The sequence below is a fragment of the Paenibacillus kyungheensis genome, from assembly GCF_028606985.1.
Classification (GTDB): domain Bacteria; phylum Bacillota; class Bacilli; order Paenibacillales; family Paenibacillaceae; genus Saccharibacillus; species Saccharibacillus kyungheensis.
On sequence record NZ_CP117416.1, the window covers coordinates 3,449,429 to 3,469,953 of the forward strand.

19 protein-coding genes are annotated in these 20,525 nt (G+C 38.7%); 4 read left to right on the forward strand and 15 right to left on the reverse strand.

Annotation, left to right across the window (positions count from 1 at the left end; translation table 11 throughout):
* Positions 1-101: 101 nt before the first annotated feature.
* Together PQ456_RS14770 and hxlR are read right to left on the reverse strand one after the other, a co-directional pair.
* Positions 102-746: an SDR family oxidoreductase gene (locus PQ456_RS14770; protein WP_273612980.1), complete on the reverse strand. Its 645-nt coding sequence runs from the start codon at positions 744-746 to the stop codon at positions 102-104.
* 203 nt (positions 747-949) lie between these two features.
* Positions 950-1,309, reverse strand: a complete 360-nt coding sequence (gene hxlR, locus PQ456_RS14775; protein WP_420540618.1) for a transcriptional activator HxlR — start codon at positions 1,307-1,309, stop codon at positions 950-952.
* A gap of 276 nt (positions 1,310-1,585) precedes the next feature.
* Between hxlR and hxlA the strand changes: the two genes are divergently transcribed.
* The 3 genes from hxlA to PQ456_RS14790 all read left to right on the forward strand — a co-directional run bounded on the left by hxlA (position 1,586) and on the right by PQ456_RS14790 (position 3,981).
* A complete protein-coding gene (hxlA, locus tag PQ456_RS14780) occupies positions 1,586-2,218 on the forward strand; it encodes a 3-hexulose-6-phosphate synthase (RefSeq protein ID WP_273612981.1) in 633 nt (210 codons plus the stop codon).
* Positions 2,219-2,222: 4 nt separating this feature from the next.
* A complete protein-coding gene (gene hxlB, locus PQ456_RS14785) occupies positions 2,223-2,795 on the forward strand; it encodes a 6-phospho-3-hexuloisomerase (RefSeq protein ID WP_273612982.1) in 573 nt (190 codons plus the stop codon).
* 169 nt (positions 2,796-2,964) lie between these two features.
* Positions 2,965-3,981, forward strand: a complete 1,017-nt coding sequence (locus PQ456_RS14790) for an LLM class flavin-dependent oxidoreductase (RefSeq protein ID WP_273612983.1) — start codon at positions 2,965-2,967, stop codon at positions 3,979-3,981.
* Between the two features lie 284 nt (positions 3,982-4,265).
* On the opposite strand, the gene PQ456_RS14795 is transcribed toward PQ456_RS14790, so the two are convergent.
* Positions 4,266-4,814, reverse strand: a complete 549-nt coding sequence (locus PQ456_RS14795; protein WP_273612984.1) for an RNA 2'-phosphotransferase — start codon at positions 4,812-4,814, stop codon at positions 4,266-4,268.
* A 134-nt stretch (positions 4,815-4,948) separates the two neighbouring features.
* Here PQ456_RS14795 and PQ456_RS14800 point away from each other — a divergent pair, with 134 nt between their 5' ends.
* Complete coding sequence (locus PQ456_RS14800; RefSeq protein WP_273612985.1) at positions 4,949-6,157, forward strand: MFS transporter; 1,209 nt, start codon at positions 4,949-4,951, stop codon at positions 6,155-6,157.
* A gap of 50 nt (positions 6,158-6,207) precedes the next feature.
* Here PQ456_RS14800 and PQ456_RS14805 read toward each other — a convergent pair whose 3' ends face one another.
* From PQ456_RS14805 to PQ456_RS14860, 12 genes are all read right to left on the reverse strand, one after another.
* Positions 6,208-6,924: a YitT family protein gene (locus PQ456_RS14805; protein ID WP_273612986.1), complete on the reverse strand. Its 717-nt coding sequence runs from the start codon at positions 6,922-6,924 to the stop codon at positions 6,208-6,210.
* Between the two features lie 337 nt (positions 6,925-7,261).
* Positions 7,262-7,696 carry a MarR family winged helix-turn-helix transcriptional regulator gene (locus PQ456_RS14810; protein WP_273612987.1) on the reverse strand — a complete coding sequence of 145 codons (435 nt, stop codon included), beginning with the start codon at positions 7,694-7,696 and terminating at the stop codon, positions 7,262-7,264.
* A 176-nt stretch (positions 7,697-7,872) separates the two neighbouring features.
* Positions 7,873-8,832: a DUF561 domain-containing protein gene (locus tag PQ456_RS14815; RefSeq protein WP_273612988.1), complete on the reverse strand. Its 960-nt coding sequence runs from the start codon at positions 8,830-8,832 to the stop codon at positions 7,873-7,875.
* A gap of 47 nt (positions 8,833-8,879) precedes the next feature.
* Entirely contained in the window at positions 8,880-10,124 is a 1,245-nt protein-coding gene (locus tag PQ456_RS14820; protein ID WP_273612989.1) for an L-lactate MFS transporter, read from the reverse strand.
* A 39-nt stretch (positions 10,125-10,163) separates the two neighbouring features.
* Positions 10,164-11,759, reverse strand: a complete 1,596-nt coding sequence (locus PQ456_RS14825; RefSeq protein WP_273612990.1) for an acyl CoA:acetate/3-ketoacid CoA transferase — start codon at positions 11,757-11,759, stop codon at positions 10,164-10,166.
* A gap of 803 nt (positions 11,760-12,562) precedes the next feature.
* Entirely contained in the window at positions 12,563-13,510 is a 948-nt protein-coding gene (locus PQ456_RS14830; RefSeq protein WP_273612991.1) for a serine/threonine protein kinase, read from the reverse strand.
* A 308-nt stretch (positions 13,511-13,818) separates the two neighbouring features.
* On the reverse strand, positions 13,819-14,406 hold the full coding sequence (locus tag PQ456_RS14835; protein WP_273612992.1) for a hypothetical protein: 588 nt from the start codon (positions 14,404-14,406) through the stop codon (positions 13,819-13,821).
* 206 nt (positions 14,407-14,612) lie between these two features.
* The gene (locus PQ456_RS14840; protein WP_273612993.1) at positions 14,613-15,953 is read right to left on the reverse strand and encodes an L-lactate MFS transporter; all 1,341 of its coding nucleotides are present in this window, start codon (positions 15,951-15,953) and stop codon (positions 14,613-14,615) included.
* Between the two features lie 148 nt (positions 15,954-16,101).
* Positions 16,102-16,947 carry a LytR/AlgR family response regulator transcription factor gene (locus tag PQ456_RS14845; protein WP_273612994.1) on the reverse strand — a complete coding sequence of 282 codons (846 nt, stop codon included), beginning with the start codon at positions 16,945-16,947 and terminating at the stop codon, positions 16,102-16,104.
* Positions 16,944-18,617 (reverse strand): sensor histidine kinase, encoded by a 1,674-nt coding sequence (locus PQ456_RS14850; RefSeq protein ID WP_273612995.1) that lies wholly within the window; start codon positions 18,615-18,617, stop codon positions 16,944-16,946. Before PQ456_RS14850 ends, PQ456_RS14845 begins: the two co-directional genes overlap by 4 nt.
* A gap of 177 nt (positions 18,618-18,794) precedes the next feature.
* Complete coding sequence (locus tag PQ456_RS14855; protein ID WP_273612996.1) at positions 18,795-19,589, reverse strand: ABC transporter ATP-binding protein; 795 nt, start codon at positions 19,587-19,589, stop codon at positions 18,795-18,797.
* Complete coding sequence (locus tag PQ456_RS14860) at positions 19,589-20,524, reverse strand: ABC transporter permease (protein ID WP_273612997.1); 936 nt, start codon at positions 20,522-20,524, stop codon at positions 19,589-19,591. The genes PQ456_RS14855 and PQ456_RS14860 overlap by 1 nt, the downstream gene beginning before the upstream one ends.
* Between the last annotated feature and the right edge of the window lies 1 nt (position 20,525).

Here is a 20,525-nt window from a genome sequence, read left to right on the forward strand (position 1 = left end):
TGAAGAATATACAAAAGAGGCACAGACTAATACATCGTCTGTGCCTCTTTTTCATTCATTTATAAAATAGCTTCAATACTTATTCCATATTCAATCAATGTTTATACAGACTGAATCGCTTCTTCAATAGCATCATCGCCAGACACAAGGTCGAAAGAACGACGATACGTACTGGATTGATCTAAAATGGATGCGATCACTGAAGCGACATCTTCGCGTGGGATACTGCCTTTTTCTCCTAAATGTTCAACCAATTTCACTTTCCCTGTACCACTATCGTTCAACAATCCACCCGGACGGATAATTGTATAATCAAGTGAACTGGCTTCTAGCATTTTATCCGCATAATGTTTAGCGACATAATAAGTTTTCATATCGTCTGGCCATTGCGTACGATCTTCTGCATACAATGCGCTCACTAGCACAAAGCGTGAAATGCCTGCTTTCTCAGCAGCTTCCATACTTTTGACTGCTCCATCTAGATCAATCAATAACGTTTTGTCTGCACCTGTGCTACCACCAGAACCTGCTGCAAAAACCACTGCATCTGCTCCTTGAAGTACTTTGGTTAGATCTTCTACTGATCCTTCCAAGTCTGCAAGTACAGCTTGAGCACCTACTTTTTCTAATGCTTCCGCTTGTTCCGGTTTGCGGATAACGGCACTGACTTTATGTTGATTTGCTGCTAATTGAGTAGTTAAGATTTTACCAATCTGTCCATTAGCTCCAATAATTGCGATATTCATTTTAGTGTCCTCCTATAGGCAAAAAAAGATTCGGTCTTTACTATGTATACCCCAATTACATACTATTTATTCTGTCTGTGTTCAAATTGTACTTGAATCTTTAGATTTCTGATTAGAAAAAACAATGGCTATACGTCAAAAAAGCGAGCATTCATCGTCATTAGCTACGAATTCATACTCGCCCAAATATTTTTGATATAAACTTAATTCCAAGAAGCTGGTTTGATCTCGACAGGCTTGATCTCAGCCACATCCATATAGTGTTTGCCCCAGTTATACATCGCATCCAGAATAGGCATTAAAGTTTCGCCCATTTGGGTTAATGAATATTCTACTTTGGGTGGAACGACTGGATAGACTTCACGATGCACAATAAGATCTTCTTCCAGTTCACGTAATTGACTGACTAACATCCGTTGCGTAATGCCGGGGATCAATGCTTTAAGTTCACCGAACCGTTTTGTTCCGCTTTTACCCAGATGCCACAAGATCAACATTTTCCATTTACCACCGATCACAGATAAAGTTAATTCTTTTTCACAATTAAATATACGTTCACGCATGATTAAGATTCCTCCAATTCGGCTAATAACATATGCTAAAGGATTGTTTTTTATACGGATTTACCTTTTTACGTTACCTTTATTATAACTGAAAAAAGGTTAACAGTATACTTTTAGACACTATGTAAATAAAAAGTGCGTACTTACATAAAGAGCACCTTTTACTTTATACTAGCAATACGTCGATGATAGCTGTCCACGCTATGTAGCATGATAGTAATCATCGAACGAGTCATTATACCGAACGAAACATACAACTAGGAGGAATTATATATTATGGAACTTCAATTAGCATTAGACTTGGTTAACATCCCTGATGGGATTGCACTTGTAAAAGAAGTAGAACCTTTTATCGATATCGTAGAAATTGGTACACCAATCGTAATTAACGAAGGTCTTCATGCTGTAAAAGCAATGAAAGATGCTTTCCCTAACTTGAAAGTACTTGCTGACCTTAAAATCATGGATGCTGGTGGTTATGAAGTGATGAAGGCTTCTGAAGCTGGTGCAGATATCGTAACTGTTCTAGGTGCAAGTAATGACCTAACTATCAAAGGTTGCGTAGACGAAGCTAAAAAACAAGGTAGCAAAGTATTGGTAGATATGATCAATGTCAAAGATATCGCAACTCGTGCTAAAGAATTGGACGAGCTAGGCGTAGACTATATCTGTGTACACACAGGTTATGACGGTCAAGCAGCAGGTCAAAATCCGTTTGAAGATTTAGCGACTATCAAAAGTGTAGTTAAAAACTCTAAAACAGCAATCGCTGGCGGTATCAAATTAGAAACATTGCCAGAAGCAATCAAAGCTAACCCTGATCTAATCATCGTTGGTGGCGGAATTACTGGTCAAGACGATAAAGCTGGCGTAGCTTCTCAAATTCGCGACTTGATCACTAAAGGTTAATTCGATGAGTAACCAAGCAGGAATCTCTACACATTTTGATCGTATTATTCAAGAATTAGAACGTACACTTGCAGCAATTCCTGAAGTCGAAGCAGAAGCATTGGTACAACAGATTTTGACAGCACGTCAAATCTTTGTAGCTGGTGCTGGACGTTCCGGTCTAATGGCAAAAGCATTCGCTATGCGCTTGATGCAATTGGGTCTTGATGCTTATGTTGTCGGTGAGACGGTTACTCCGCGTGCTGGAAAAGGTGATTTGTTAATCATCGCTTCCGGTTCTGGAGAAACACAAGGTCTTGTCCTAATGGCTGAAAAAGCGCAAAAAGCGGAAGTGACTATTGCTGCGGTTACCATTTTTCCTGAATCAACAATCGGTCAGAAGTCTGCTCTAACTGTCAAATTGCCGGGTTCTCCTAAAGATCCAGCCGATCATAATCAATATGAGACTGTTCAACCGATGGGTTCATTGTTCGAACAGACTGTATTATTATTTTTCGATGGATTGATGCTTCGCTTAATGGAACATCGTGGCGGAGATTCAGCAGCTATGTTTACTAATCACGCTAATTTAGAGTAAATTAATTTCTAAATAAACAGCATTCAATATCCACAGAAGGATTCCCCTCCTTTTGTGGATTTTTTGTGTGTAATGGGACAAGATGAATGATTTAGGTTACACTATTAAAGTAACATAGTATCGAAAAGTTACGATGATCACATTTTATCCCAAACAGAGGTGACTATATATGTTGAAATTAGGCGTACTGGATCAATCCCATATTAACGAAGGCGAAGATGCCAAAGATGCTTTGGCCAATACATTAAAATTAGCGCAAGAAGCAGACCGATTAGGCTTCTCCAGATTCTGGATGTCAGAACATCATGCTTCTCCAAGTCTGGCTCATTCCAGCCCTGAAGTATTAATCGCTCATGTAGCCGCACTGACATCACGAATTCGTGTCGGTTCAGGCGGTATTATGCTACCTCACTATAGTGCTTACAAAGTAGCAGAAAATTTCCGTCTATTAGAAGCACTTTATCCTAACCGTATCGATCTCGGTGTTGGTCGTGCACCTGGTGGTATGCCACTGGCTACACGCGCACTTCAAGAAGGTAAACTTCCATCGATGCATGCATCTGATCGCTATCCACAACAAATTGTTGATCTTATTGCTTATATGAATGATGCTCTACCTGGGGATCACCGGTTCCCCGGATTGATAGCTGAACCTAGTATCGAGACAGCTCCTGAGTTGTGGTTACTCGGTTCGAGTGGTGGAACTGCTGATCTGGCCGCAATGACAGGCGCTTCGTATGCATTTGCTCAATTTTTCGGGACAGCCGGTGGTGAAGATGCAGTTGCTCATTATAAAGAGAACTTCAAACCTTCACTGATGTCTAACACTCCAAAATCACTTGCAGCGATTACTGTTTCTTGCGCAGACACAGAGGAAGAAGCAGAATACCATATGCGTAGCAATGATCTGTATTTCTTAATGCTACGTCAGAATAATCCAATGCCTTATTTACCATCTGCCAAAACAGCAGCACAATACCCTTATACCGATTCAGAAAAAGCACATATTCAAGATACACGCCGCTTCCGTGTTGTCGGTACACCTGATCAGGTCAAAGAAAAAATGTTACAGTTTGCTAAAGACTATCAGACAGATGAATTACTTGTGGTCTCCGCTATTCATAACACCGAAGCTCGCTTGAAATCATATCGTTTGTTAGCAGAAACTTTTGATCTTCAAGCTTAAATCATTGATGTTCGTCAATTGTACTCTGATATGCTATGTAATTTGACCATAATCTTATCTATTGAAAGTACATTGATAAGTTATTGATAGCTGTCAGACTCCTAATTAAGTATTTATCTGTATAATGGATCTGTATTTGCTAAAAGTAAAAAACAAACCAACAAGGGAGCGACTCATTATCGCTCCCCTTTGATTTGCGTGTCATATGCATATGTGTTGTACCAATGATTGATAAGAGTTGTATCTTTGTTTATATGCTGACTATATCTATTATAGGTGCATCTTTATACCTGAGTTAAACAATGAGCAGGAATATGATCGGACAACCAGACTTCATGCCCTGCAAAATAAAAAGTCACCCCTGCTTCTATCGCGCGCACAGTATCGACTTGTAAAAGGACTAATTTGCCTCTACGCTTACCTGCTAATTCGGCAAAATGTGTACTCGCTGATAAATGCACATACTGGCGATTCATAGACAGAAGCCCTTGCTCTAATATGAGTGGTAATGCTTTCTCATGTGTACCATGATATAAGATTTCAGGCGGTGTACCTTGTTCATATTGCACCTGAGTATGACTATGACCATATCTAGCTTTGATACGATCTTCATTGATTTCAAAGCGTTGTTTGTCAGATTGTACGACTACCTGATGAATATCACCTTCTGTAATCTCGCTCCATCCTTTTTGCTCACGTAACACATGGACTAACTCTTCCAATGTACACGAACCATCACGAGCATCTAACAGGATTCCATATTCTTCAGGCGTATGACGCAAAATCAGACTCATATATTTACTTAATTGTACTTCTTGTTTGGATGTTAACATCGCCAAGCTCCTTTAGTATGAATTTTGAGTAAGTGTATACTCACTTTGAATTTTAAATGTTACTATGTACATACAGAAAATTGTACAAGCATTTTAGAGAAAAATAGTTCATTTCAGAAAATAGGAGATCATGTATGCAACCATCTGTAACAAAAGAACAAGTTTCACCTCAAAATGACCGCTTTCCAGCAGCTCTATTCTGCCTGACTGCTGGTGCTTTTGCTATTGGTATGACTGAATTCGTCATTATGGGACTGCTACCTAATGTAGCTAACGACCTTCATGTCACGATTCCACAAGCAGGGCAATTGATTACAAGTTATGCACTTGGTGTAGCTGTAGGAGCACCTGTCTTAACCGTATTAACCCATCGTATTCCGCAGAAGCAATTACTGTGTTTGTTAATGATTATTTTTATACTGGGTAATGCTCTGGCTGTCATTGCTCCTAACTATGGATTATTAATGGCTTCAAGACTAGTGACTGCTCTAGCACACGGTACTTTTTTGGGAGCAAGCTCACTTATAGCGGCTAGACTGGTACGACCGGAGAAAAGAGCTAGTGCCGTCTCTATGGTTCTTGCCGGGCTTACGATCGCTAATATTATCGGTGTTCCTTTTGGAACATTTATCGGACAATATTTGGGCTGGCGTTCTTCATTCGGTGCGATTACGATTATGGGTATGATCTCACTAATCGGTATCTTTTTCTTAATTCCGAAGATTGAGCAGTCTGGACCTTCGAGTCTTGCCAAAGAATTCCGTAGTCTAATCAATCCACAAGTGCTGCTTATTTTATTCACCGGTGCTTTTGGCTGTGGTAGTATGTTTACTGTCTTTACATACATTACCCCTTTACTCACAGATGTGAGCGGATTTCAAGAACATAGTGTAACATGGATTCTGGTGATGTTCGGTGTAGGTGTAACGTTAGGTAATATTATAGGCGGTAGGTTAGCAGATTGGAAGCTAATGCCTTCTCTAATTGCGACGTTTACTATTCTTGTGATCTTATTGGTTATTCTATCAAGCGTACTTCACAATCAGATTTTAACGTTAGTATTTGTTTTTCTCTGGGGTGCAGCCGCGTTCGGGATTATGCCAGGTATCCAGATTCGTATTATGAATCTGGCTCATGAAGCACCAAGACTTGCAGCGACTTCCAGTCACTCTGCACTGAATTTGGGCAATGCAGGTGGTGCTTTTCTCGGTGGTGTAGTGATTACACATCTTGGATTGCCTTATGTACCGCTGATCGGTGGTGCTGTAGCTGTAGTTGGCATTTTGGGATCGATTCTTAGTTATTATCTTGTTGAAAAAAGAGCTAGCACCAAAACGATATAACAAAAAAAGCCGTCAGGTTGATCTTAATGATCTACCTGACGGCTTTTATTTTATACTTTGATACTTTTATGATTGATTTGTAGTGATTGCGGAGTAGATGTTATTGGTTTAACAGCTACTTTACTTACAGATACAGCTAATGTGGATGTACGTTTGATCGGCAATAAGTGACGTACTTGCCATGTTGTTGTCATCGTCCATGTGATCACTTTACCTGCAATCCATACCGCCAAAACGGTATATATGGTTTCTTTAAGCGGTAAATAGAACAGACAGATTAACAATACAATCGCATCACTTGCAAAAAATACATTACCGATTTTCCAACCGCTCCAATCACTGATCAATTTGGACAACACATCATCGCCTCCGGTCGCCCCACCATATCGTAGAACGATTCCTGCTCCTAGACCGGTTAACAACCCAGATAATACAGCGGCTGCTAGCAGGTTACCGTGCAGGTCCACCACAAACAACGATAATTGCTCAAATAATGAGTAAAATAGTGAAAACGATAGTGCTCCAATCAGTGTAAATAACATAAATCGGCGGCCTTTCAACCACCATGCAAGTAATATCACTGGTATATCCAGCAGTAAAGCTGTCCAAGCCGGTGACCATCCAAATGCATATTTTCCTAATAAGGCTAATCCTACAAATCCGCCTTCTGATAATTGATTCTGAACATTAATGTGATAATAAGCAAACGCTAAAATCAAAGTTCCAAGCAGTATTATGGCAATCTGCCTTAATACTGTTTTATCCATTTGTTTTCTCCTCATACAAGCTCCCTCTATTTCTCGTAAGTTTGATCGATATCGACCGACTCTTACGTGAGGCAAACTTGGAGGACTTTGTCCTTCGCATACATGATTCCCTCTTCCGTTCGAGTTGGTCTATAGTGACTTGTTCTCTACGGAAGAGCTAAGTATAAGAGAGATCATAACGTTTCCAAACCGTCCTTTGGGGAAGTATCCTTCGGGGACCCATGGTATCCTGATCCTTTCGTTAATAGATTCTAAAGCTAAATTAATTATACCACAGGAACAGCAATGCTAAACAGCTTGCTTGTGTAAAATATAAAGAAGTATTGTATAATGTACGTTAAAAATGGTTCCAAGGTGATTTATTAATATTCTCGTTAATAATATTTAACACTTTTCGGAAAGAGGCTAGTTCTTCTTCGGTAACTCCTGACAAAATATCAGCATGAAGCGATTCGTTCACCGGTTTAAGATTTTGTTGCATTTCTTTTCCCTGTTCTGTGATATATGTAAAATAAGCTCTTCGATCGGTAGGGCTTTCTTTTCGCTCCACTAGATGTTTCTTTTCCAATTGATCAATTAAACGAGTTACATTTGCAGAAGGTTTATCAAGCAGACTTGCTAACTCTTTTTGATTAATACCTTGTTTTTCTGTTAATTGATTCAATACTGCTGATTGCTCTGCTGTAATTTCAAATTCTTCAAATCGGTTGGTAGCTGTTTGTCTGAATTTACGGCCAATATTACTAATAAAAAATCCTATAGACTGTGCCATCCTCTATGTTGTCTCCCTTAAAGTTCAGAATATATGACTAGATGCAAATCACTTTAAAGTTCATTTTTCATTTTCTTGTGTATCTCTTATCGATTATAGTGAAGCTTTTTTTAAAATGCAAAAAAAAGACCTTATAGCTAGAGCTATAAGACCTTTTTTTGAATATAAAATAGCAGTTAAGCTTCAACAGGAATAGCTACAGCTAATGAACTTGCTGCTATACAATCACAAGCTAATTTGGCTTCAGCAAACATCGAATGAACAACTTGCTCTACACTCGTGATCTCTTTAACCAATCCTGCAATTTGCCCTGCCATAACTGATCCATTTTCAGTATCGCCTTCCAGTACTGCTTTGCGTAGCGAGCCTAATGCTAATTCTTCTAATTGATCTCGTGAAGCATGTTCTTGTTCTAATTTAATATATTCTAATGTCATTTTGTTTTTGATGCTACGTACAGGTGCACCTTGCGTACGTCCTGTCACTAATGTATCGGTATCTTTAGCATGAACAACAGCTAATTTGAAATTCTCATGGGTTGGGCATTCTGTAGTCGCTAAGAAGCGAGTACCTACTTGCACACCTTGTGCTCCAAGTGCAAAAGCTGCCGCCACACCACGTCCATCCGCAATGCCACCTGCGGCAATCACAGGGATTGTTACACTATCAACCACTTGTGGGATCAAAGACATTGTAGTCGTTTCCCCTACATGTCCCCCTGCTTCGGTGCCTTCTGCCACAATAGCGTCTGCACCAAGCTCTTGCATTTTACGAGCAATTGCTACTGAAGGTACCACTGGAATGACGATAATTCCTGCTGCTTTCCACATAGGAATATAATTTTTAGGTGAACCAGCACCTGTAGTCACTACTTTAATCTTCTCATCAATAATAACTTGTGCTAATTCATCCCGATTTTCCGCCATTAGCATAATATTTACACCGAACGGTTTGTTTGTTAACTGTTTGCATTTGTGAATTTCTTCACGTAATTGCTCGGCTGTAAATCCACCTGAAGCTAAAATGCCTAATCCCCCTGCGTTCGATACTGCTGCTGCTAATGGAGCTAATGCAATCTGTGCCATAGCACCTTGAAAAATAGGATATTGGATACCTAGTAATGTTGTAATACTCATGTCTAACTCCTCCTTATATCATAATAAATGATTTTGAATACAATCAATTAAGCAGCTTTATTTTTAAGAGTAACGGTACGATTTCGATTTTCATACCATTTAAAGAATAAGGCTAGTAAGATACCGAATAAGCTAATCGCCAAAGCGATATAAAAAGCTTGTGTAAAATCACCGTTATGCGCATCTGCTACTTGAGCCGCAATTCTTGGTCCAAAAAAAGCTGCCATAGAATACCCGATAAATGTGACTCCATAATTAATGCCATAATATTTCATACCGAACTTCTCAGCAACAAGGGAAGGAAATACTCCCATCGTTCCTCCAAAGCAAAGACCGATACCGATAAGAGCAACAGCAAATCCGACAGTCGACGTTGTCAATGCAATCAATAAAAGCATGGCAGCAATAACACCATAAATACAGATCAGTGCATTATAACGTCCTAAGCGATCTGATACAGCGCCCCAGAATACTCGTCCAAGACAATTACTTAATGAATATAGACTTACATAATACGCGGCTGCAACAGCAGTCAAGCTAAACATACTTTGACCGATAGCCGAAGCATTCGAAGCCACCATCATACCCGATAGTGCTCCGATCATAAATAATACCGCAATAATATAGAATTTAGGTTGACGAACCATCTCTGTCCATCTCAGACTTTGACCACTATTCGATGTATTATGGATAGTTGATGGTGGTGTCCAACCGACAGGTTGATAACCAGCCGGAGCTACTTTAATAAATAATCCGCAACCTATAATAATAATTAAATAGACAACACCCATCGTATTAAATGCAGATGCTACACCACTACTTTGAATCAAATAACCTGCGATTGGTGCAGCAATAATAGTTCCGCCTCCATACCCTGCGGTGACAATTCCGGCGGCAAGCCCTTTTTTGTCTGGAAATAACTTAATCGTGTTACCTATAGTACCGGAGTAAGCAATCCCTTGACCAAGCCCTGTCAGGACACCATATGAAAGGTATAACATCCAGGGAGTATTACTCAATCCTGTTAAAAAAAATCCGATGCCAAACATCGATCCACCTAATAAAATCGCTAGCTTAGCTCCACCACGATCGACTAACTTTCCTCCAAGAATCATAGGAATAGGAGAAATAGCACCATTAATTGTAAAAGCCATCATTACGACTGCTCTTGACCATCCGTGAGCTTCTTGCAAAGGTCCAGCAAATACACTAAACGCATAGATAGCACCTACACATAAATTAATGAGTGTAGATAAGATTAAGATTCGCCACCGATTTAATGTAAGATCCATATATTCAGCTTCCTTTCAATCTTCAGTTATAGTAATCGTTTAAACTTCTACTGCTTCTAATTGTTTTGCTTTTTCTTTTGTCGCAATAATTTCTTTCAGTTCGCCCCATGTTTCTTGAAAAAGACCTATATCCATTAATTTTAATTGAGCAGAAATATCTGGTTTGAATCCCATTTGGTCTAATACATCACGTTGCAAATCAATACCAGGCGCAATTTCAATTAATGTCATTTTGCCTTTAATCAATTGAAAAACTGCACGTTCAGTAACATATAAAACGTTTTGCTCTGTAGTGGATGCATATTGACCGCTGAACGTAATTTGTTGAACTTGTTTAATAAATTTTTGAGCTTTGCCTTCTTGAACAATATTTAACTGACCATTTGCGACGCTGATCTGTAGACCCCCCGCTGTAAAACTACCGCAAAAGATTAAGTTTTTGGCAGACTGAGAAATATTAATAAATCCACCACAACCGGCGACACGTGTACCAAATTTGCTCACATTCACATTGCCCTGCTCATCCGATTGAGCAAGACCTAATACAGATAGATCAATCCCACCACCATCATAAAAATCGAACTGTGCATGATGATCAATAATTGCTTCGCTATTATAAGCATGACCGAAATTACCACCTGATCCCGGTACACCACCGATTGAACCTGCTTCTGTAGTCAACGTAAGTTGATCATTGACTTCTTCTTCCAAAGCCACAGTAGCTACATTCGCTGGAATACCTACACCCAAATTCAAAATCGTATTCGGTTGTAGTTCCATTGCACAACGTCTAGCAATAATTTTACGTTCATCTAGTGGTAGAGGATCAACAGATTGCAAAGGTACTTTCAATTCACCAGAGAAACCAGGATTGTATTGTGTGACTTCTGTCTGAAAATGATTTTCAGGTTTAGCAATCACGATATGATCGATAAGAATACCCGGTACTTTGACATGCTTGGGATTGAGTGTTCCTGTTTTGGCTAGGCTTTCTACTTGGGCAATAACAATCCCGCCTGAATTTCGTACAGCTTGAGCAATAGGTAACACTTCCATCAATAGACCTTCTTTTTCCATCGTTAAGTTGCCACGTTCATCAGCTACTGTCCCGCGGATCAACGCTATTTGAATCGGAAACGTTTTGTAAAACAACCATTCTTCGCCTTCAAATTCAATGACTTTAACAATATCTTCTGTCGTACAAGCAGACATTTTAGCCCCTTCGATCCTTGGATCAACAAAGGTACCTAGCCCAATTTTGGTAATGACTCCTGGACGTTTGGCTGCAATTTCTCGGTACAGTTGAGTAATCACGCCTTGTGGCAAATTATAAGCTTCACATTTATTATCTTCGATTAATTTCGCCATTTGAGGAGACGCGATAGCTATACCACCGATCCAACGTTTAATTAATCCCTCGATGCCTAAATGACTCATTCCTTTTTCTTTGCGGTTACCGACAGCACTTGCATGCATAATCGTTAAATTACGTGGTGCTCCTGTTTCATTAAAACGATCTTTAATAGCAATCCCTATCTCTTCTGCCCAACAAGATAATCCAAAACCACTTGCTGCTACGGTATCTCCATCTTTGATCAATGCTGCTGCTTGAGCTGCTGTTATTACTTTTGACATGATCCACACTCTCCTTGTGATTAATTTCACATAATACTCATCAAAAATTATTTTTTCATTTGCCGATGATAGATTATGTTATTTCCTTATATATTAAGCACTACATAACATCGGTTATTATTGCTGAAATGAAAAAATAGGTGGTATACAATATTTTATTGCAAGCAATACTGCACTATCTTATAAATACAACCATTTGAAATAGTTTCATGTGGTTGTATTTCATATGTCTAATATACATCATATAATGCTAATTAAAAGTGTATAGTTTGTGTTGTTATATAAAGAATAATAAGGATATTTTTGATATATTTCTTTGTATATGTATCTAGTATGTATCTAGGAAAAGCAGAGTATTTCCATTTACCTTTCTTTTACTTTTGATTCTATTCACTTGTTCTATAGATGATTGTTTACTAAAAATGTTCAATATCTGAATAAAGTACACTCCATATTTTGAATTTTTTGGTGATTTAAAATATTCATTTTAAAAGTGAGTAATGATATAGACAGCTATAGACTCATCTTATCTTGTTCTATAATTTTAATATCCAATACTCACATTCAACTTCAAATCGAATCTACATTTCCAACTGTATTTTAAATTGTTTATCATTTTCAATAGATTGTACTCTTCTCGGTTAAATCGTTGGTTTAACAATCTTATATACTGGTTCTCTTTGGATTGGTTATTATGATATAACAACAACTACACTAAAATAGATTTTTACTTTTTTATTACATCGGTTATACCAATATACAAAAAAGCCTGCATCATATACATGTGCAGGCTTTACATATTATTACTTTTTGATAGTTGGCTTCTGGTGATTAGCCAGCTTCTTTTTACCATTCATTAAAATGAATTTGCGCTCCCATAGACGTTCAGCACGCATTGCGACTTTGAACCATTTGAGAGAAGCACAACGTTTGTCTGCGGATACAGCGAGTCCCCAATGAATCACTCTTGTTAAAATAGGAGAGACTTTGGTCATATCACGCAAAGGTTCTAACGTATCATGGAACAAACGCTTCGGCACATCGATAGGTGCTTTGCCCTGACAGCAAAAATACATCGTAGCCGCTAAACTATAAATATCAGATACAGGGCCTTGCACCGAACGACCCGAATAAAATTCAATCGGTGAGTATCCTGCTGTCGTAAGGATCGTATGCGTCTTTTCTTGATAACGTACAGCCGAACCAAAATCAAGCAACTTGGTCTGTCCATCTTCCCCAATCAAAATATTACTTGGACGAATATCACGATGAATATAACCGAGACTGTGTATGTATTCTAGAGCACGAATAACCAGACCAAGCCGTTCTAACAAAAAGTCGTTAGTGATTTCTGTAGGATGTTCTTCAATAAATTGATCCAATGTCATACCTTTGCAATACTCTGTCACTAAATAAGCCGTACCATTTTCTTCAAAATACTGCACATAACGCACAATCCCTTGATGATCAATCTGACTTAGAATCTCAGCTTCAGATCGAAACGTTTCCAGCATTTCTCTATATTTAGAACCCAGACCTGGTTCATGACAATCAATATTTCGACGATCTCTTTTACGTTGTACCACTGCACTTGGAAAAAATTCTTTTACCACATGAAGTGTACCCTGCTCGATATGCCTTGCTACATAGACGATAGATAGTTCACTAACCGATAATGTCCTGCGAATCTGATATGTATTCGCAAGTGTATGGTTTCGGGCAAGGGCCGGATTGACTATTATTTTATTCATTCTACACCCCTTCGCACCTTCCCACAGCATAGCGGTTCCCCCATGTATGCGCCCTGCCGGTGAAGAATATGGATAACAGTCATAGATATGGCTGTCTACACAGACATTTTAGCATGAAACTTAACAAATGTGAGCAATTTCTCTGACAAATTTCACTTATTTCAGCAAATACTCTGGTTTTTTTGCATAATCCCAGAATATTTGCTGTTTTGCTGACTAATATCAACATTTATTTATAGTATCTCCCATTTTATAAACGTTATCAACGTTACTCTAGCATACCCAAATCAAGCTTCATCTTACATCGGTTACGCACGTTCAGATAGCCAATCACTATCACGCATAATCTGAATAGCACTTTCTGCAATTTCAGCAACTCGCGAATCAGGGTCATGACTAGCCGTATAGACTAACATCTTCTCGAACTCTTGCCATCCGATAAAGCTGGTAGCAAATACAGCCGATTGACGTACCCGTACATCTGGATCACGAAGATATAATTCAAAAATGTGCAATACTTCAGCAGACGGTTCTCCGTAAGAAGCAATACCAAGACGACAAATCGCATCAATTTTCTGATCGACATGTTGATCATGCAGACAACGATATACAATATCTTTACTTGAATATACAAGTCCACTTTGATATAAATCATAAGCTAATTGTTGGCAAGCAGGTCCTGAAATCAACAAATACGGAATGCTGGTAGATTGATCGTTAATTAAATGAACAAGTGTCGACTGGTCTTCCATCACAAATGTAAAATATTCTGCTGTCGCATATTCATTGGTATCTTGTTTGATGTCTAGCTTAGCTATATACGGTAAATTTGATAACGCTTCCAATATATGAAGAAAAAGTAGATTAGGTTTGGTACATAAACGAATATCTTTCATACGAATACCTCCTCCTTTACATAATGGGATAGAGTTAGTCTTACTTAAAGTATAACGATATCCGCCTACAAACGAATCATTTTGCTAAAAAATGTAAGAAAAAGTAATATAGAAACAGCTTCCCTTAGTGTATAAGAGAAGCTGTTGATTTTTATAATATAGTTAGATTATGAATGAACTTTGCACGTATTCGCTTTTAGAACATATTAACTACGTGCTGTATGAGGTTTGGCAGTCCATTTTTTCTCGTCTGCTGTTTGTTTTTCTTCGCTTGCACCAGCTACTGGAGGTTTGATCCATAGTGCAATCAAGAAGGACACGATACACAACATACCGATAACGATAAATGTAGGTTTGAATCCACCCATCCAAGCAGCGATAAACGAACCTGCTAAAGCACCAATACCGAAACCTTGATATACGATACCATAGTTTTTACTGTGGTTTTTGAGTCCAAAGAAATCACTAACAATTGCAGGGAATACAGTGATATTACCACCGAAGCAGAAAGCAATCGCAGCTACTGCGGTGAAGAATATGCTATAGGTTAGTGGAATAAAGCTAAGTACTGCTACTGCGGCGGCTGTTACGATAAATGTACCGCAGATGACTTTCATACGTCCTACTTTATCGGATAAAGCTCCCAAAATAATACGTCCTGCTGTATTGAAAATAGCGATCATAGCAACGGCATTTGCGGCTGTAGCTAGATCCAAGCCTGCTAATTGTACACCGATATCTTTGACAATGCCGATTAAGTATAACCCACTCATACAAGCTGTGAAGAACATAATAAATAGTAAGTATACTTGTTTTGTTTTGAGCATTTCTTTTACTGTGTAATCATGAGCAACAACTGTTGTTGGTTTGATTGCGGATGGCTGACTATTCCCTACACGTTGTTCTGCACCTTTAGCTTGTGGAGCAGTTGCACCATATACATTCGCTTCACGAATCAGACGAGAACCGATCACAATCATTAACAATACGATAATGCCCCAGTACAAGAACGTTGCCGATACACCGACAGAACCGATAAATGCGCCATTAATGTATTTGAAAATAAGACTTCCTGTTCCATATGCGCCGACAGATATCCCCGAGATCAATCCTTTACGTTCTGGGAACCATTTGATCAAATTAGAAAGTGAAGTGATATATGCTGTACCATCAGCAAATCCGACGATCACCCCTGCTAACATATACAGTAAAGGTAAAGAGGAGACTTGCGAACTAAGCATTAAGCCTAGACCAAGTACAATACCTGCTATACCGATCAGACGACGGATACCCCATTTTTCTTGTAATTTCCCAGCAAATAAAGTGGAAAATGCTAATGCAAAACTGGTAATCGAAAATGTAATCGCTACTGAACTTAGACCCCAACCGAATTTATCAACAAGAGGCTGGTTAAAAAGACTCCATGTATAAATCGTCCCCAGACCCATTTGTACAATAATTGTACCGAGTGCAATCAACCAACGATTGACTGGAGGTTTGGTAGATTGTAAGTTAGTTGTGCCTGCTTGATTGGATACGTTTTTCATGATTGATGTTCCTTTCCGTAAGGACCGCAAATTGTAGTGTTATATGGTTCGGAGAATTCTCTGTTTCCTATGACCAAATTATAACCCTACCTTTAATGTCACATTCCAAAAAAGGAATGAAATGCAGTATATACGGAATGAAATGCCTTTAGATACTCATGATCTGCCTGAACTCTTTGACCTTACTTCGGCTCACAGGAACTTCATAATCCAGATCATGTAAACGCAGTAAATAAGTGTTATTAAACCAAGGTACAATTTCACGGATTTTGGTAATATTAACGATATATGAACGATGACAACGGAAAAAATATTCGTCTGGCAACGTATTTTGAAATTCTGAAATGCTAGATGTCACTGTATATTCAGCTCGCTTGGTAAATACATTGGTTACTTTCTCACTAGCAGATGCATAATAGACATCATCTACAGGGATCACTTGAATTTTATCATTTTTCCATAAGCTGATTTTGCCTTGAAGCACATGAGAATGATGCGGCACATGAGTGGTACTTGCTGTTGTTGATTGTCCCAACAATGGTTGTGCTTTATGCGCATCATAATCTTCCGAAGAGTGATCGGCTGGTTCTTTGTCGATCGGCTGTGAGAATATCGGCTGTGCACCATGATCACGTTCATACGTACTTTCCAACTTGCGTAGCATCGAAGTCATACGTGATTCACTATACGGCTTCAAAATATAATCAAAAGCTTCAATTTCAAAAGCTTCTGCTGCATGTTCTTTGTATGCTGTAATAAAAATAATATAAGGCTTACGTGAAAATTTGCTAATCGTATGTGCCAAAAACACCCCGTCTAACGAAGGGATATTAATATCTAAAAAAATAGCATCGACTTCATGATCCTGTACATATTTCAATACATCCATTCCATCGTCAAAACTACCTACAATCTCGATCTGACTATACGTGCGAATATAATATTCTAATTCTTGTCTTGCCAGAAATTCATCTTCCACTACGATTGCTTTCATGATAGCTCCTTTTTCACTTTAAACTGAATACGTGTGCCTCGTTCCAGACGCTGAATCTGTAATCCTTCACCATAGATTAATTTAACCCTTTGATGCACATTAGACAATCCGATTCGATTTTCAGGCATTTTACCATTATAGACATTTTGAATAATTTCTGGATCGATACCTGCTCCTGTATCTTCAACACTAATCAGCACTTGATCACCATGATCTTTTACAGATAAGGTTACTGTACCGGAACCTTTCCCTTTCAAAATGCCATGAACTATCGCATTTTCAACTAATGGCTGAATAATAAGACTAGGAATTTTCACTTCTACTTCTTCGTCCACATCATAGATTACTGTCAATTTATTACCGAATCGTGCTTTTTCGATCTCTACATAATTCACTACTTGACCCAGTTCTTTGTTAATATCGATTAATTGGTCACTCCATTCCAAACTATGACGAAGATAACCGGAAAGGTTAATAATCATCTCGCGTGCATAATTCGGATCAATACGAATAGAGGAAGCAATCGCATTTAGCGCATTAAACAGAAAATGAGGATTAATACTGGTCTGTAACGCTTTAATCTCTGCTTTATTTGCCATTTCTTTCATCTGTTCAATTCGGGATACTTCCATCAATGTTGAAATAATCTGTGACAGACCGACAGCTAAAGTTTGTAAAGAATACGTGATTTTATGCGCTTTACGATAATAGATTTTGAGCGCACCGGTGACGACTCCTTTTTCAGTTAAAGGAATAATAATTAACGATTGGATATTAGGCACTTTACCTTCTGCATCGTTGTTGCTGATCATAATCTCGCCACTGCGAATCGTCTGCTTGGTCGCATCGGTTATAATTTCATGTCCAATATTATAATGATCTTCACCAAGCCCTACATAAGCTAAGATCAGCTTTGTATCGGTTATAGCTACCGCATCTGCTTGAATATCTTCTTTGATAATACCGCATATTTTGCGTAAAGATTCACTGTTTATCGATCGGAAATAAGGAAGCGTTTTGTTCGCAATATCAAGTGCTAATTTGGCTTGCCTTGCTGCTATATTTTCCTTTTCCCCTTCGACTCCTTGTACAAATAACACAATCAACCCTACACTCACCTGACCGAGAATCATCGGCAAAGCAATAATCGATACAATTTCTCTACCCAATTGAGCAGGTTCTGCCATCACTAGAATCAAAAACATGGTTAACGCTTCGCAAAACATACCTGCGATAATTCCGACAATCCAGCGTCGATTGCGTTTTATTTTTTTGTGAATATAACCTGAGACAATCCCTGCAATAATACTGGTAATGAGACACGGTAACGAAGTCACTCCATCAATATCGATCAAATAACGATGAAGCCCTGACACTACCCCGGTCACGATACCTACAGGCCAACCAAAAAGGATACCACCTGCCATCACAGCGATAATACGTACATTGACCAGTGATCCTTCGACGTTAATACCGGTATAAGTTCCAAATACAGCAAAACCGCTAAAAATAATCGAAATAATCAGCAAATCTTTTTTAAATAAAATATCTTTCTGGAAAATCTGTCTAAAATGAGATAGACGGGTCAAAAAATATAAACAGATCAACAGCAAAGCTGCTCGTTCAAACAGTTGTAATAAAATAATCACAGTCACATTATTGGTAAGCATCTGTTCCTCCAATATCAATTTCACAAAGTATAAGCTAGATCATATGTTCATTTACTACATCTTTTCTAGTGTACACTATTTTGCGACTATGGATTGTGACACCTTTCAAAATAAACCCAATCACTCTGCTAATCACAGAATCATTGGGTTTAGATTGAAATATATTAGAGAGTACAGTTAACCAAGCACAACACGATCATCTGCCATTTTAGTTCCGCTAATCTGTTCGAATTCAGACATTAGTCGTTCGATCGTAAGATCCTTTTTGCGTTCTTCATCAATATCCAAAATAATTTTACCTTTATCCATCATAATCAGGCGATTACCAAGACGGATAGCTTGCTCCATATTATGAGTAACCATCAATGTGGTTAGATTCATATCACGCACAATTTCTTTGGTAAGTGAAGTAATCAAATCTGCACGTGCAGGATCAAGCGCTGCTGTATGTTCATCAAGTAACAGAATCTGTGGACGGGTAAATGTGGCCATCAATAGACTGAGCGCCTGACGTTCTCCACCGGATAACATCCCTACTTTGGCGCGTAATCGATTTTCCAGTCCAATCCCCAGACGTGATAATTCCTGCTTGAATAGATTCCGTCTTGTAGAAGTCACTCCAAAAGCAAAACCACGATTTTTGCCACGACGATAAGCCATTGCTAGATTTTCTTCAATCGACATATGAGGAGCGGTTCCAGCCATAGGATCTTGAAAAACACGTCCGATCCAGCGACTACGCTGATACTCTGCTAAATGCCCTACAGATTGCCCTTCGATCTTCACCAGACCTGTATCTGGTTTTATTACCCCGGAAATAATATTCATCAGAGTTGATTTGCCAGCACCATTACTACCAATGACCGTTACAAAATCACCAGGGTTCAAATGAAGCTGAATTCCTATTAAAGCAATTTTTTCATCGACTGTACCAGGGTTGAACAATTTAGATACATTTTCGATATGTAGCATTACTGTTCACCTCCGGTTGGTTTGGAATAAGGAGTGGTCTGGATATTGCTTAGTAATTCTGCAGAACGCTTTTTAGCTAATCCTTTTTGCTTCACTTTACTGCGAATAGCCGGGAATACAAGCGCAATAATAACGATAACTGCTGTGATTAATTTGAGATCAGATGCTTCAAACCATTCAATTCGTAGAGCGGCTGTAACCACAATCCGGTACACAATCGAACCTAAAATAACAGCTAAAGTAGCTCTGAATACTGTTTTGGCACCAAATATTGCTTCACCTATAATGACAGAAGCAAGTCCGATCACAATCATCCCGATTCCTGAAGTTGCATCTGCAAAGGTAGACGTCTGAGCAACAAAAGCACCTGATAAAGCGACCAGACCATTGGACAGACTCACACCAATAATAGTGGTAGTGTCTGTATTCGCTCCCAGACTACGAATCATCTGCTTATTGTCGCCAGTCGCTCGCAATGCTAATCCCATATCGGTACGCAAAAAGGCATCCAATAACAATTTGCATAAAATCACAATTATCAGCATTAGTGCAATCGGAGAAATATGATCAAATACCATGGCATTACCAAAAATAGATACGTTAGGACTTCCCAAAATCCGCAAGTTGATCGAATATAATGCAATCATCATCAAAATTCCGGATAACAATCCATTAATTTTACCTTTCGTATGAAGTAAGCCTGTACATGCTCCTGCTGCCAGCCCTCCTGCAAAAGCACCTAAACAGGCAAGCCATGGGGAATATCCATGTACAATCATAACGGCTGTAATTGCACTACCTGTTGTAAAACTTCCATCTACCGTCAAATCAGGAAAATCCAAAATACGAAATGTAATATATACTCCTAATGCGAGCAACGCATATAACAACCCTAGTTGTAACGATCCCTCGCCTATTTTCAAAACTAAGTCCATA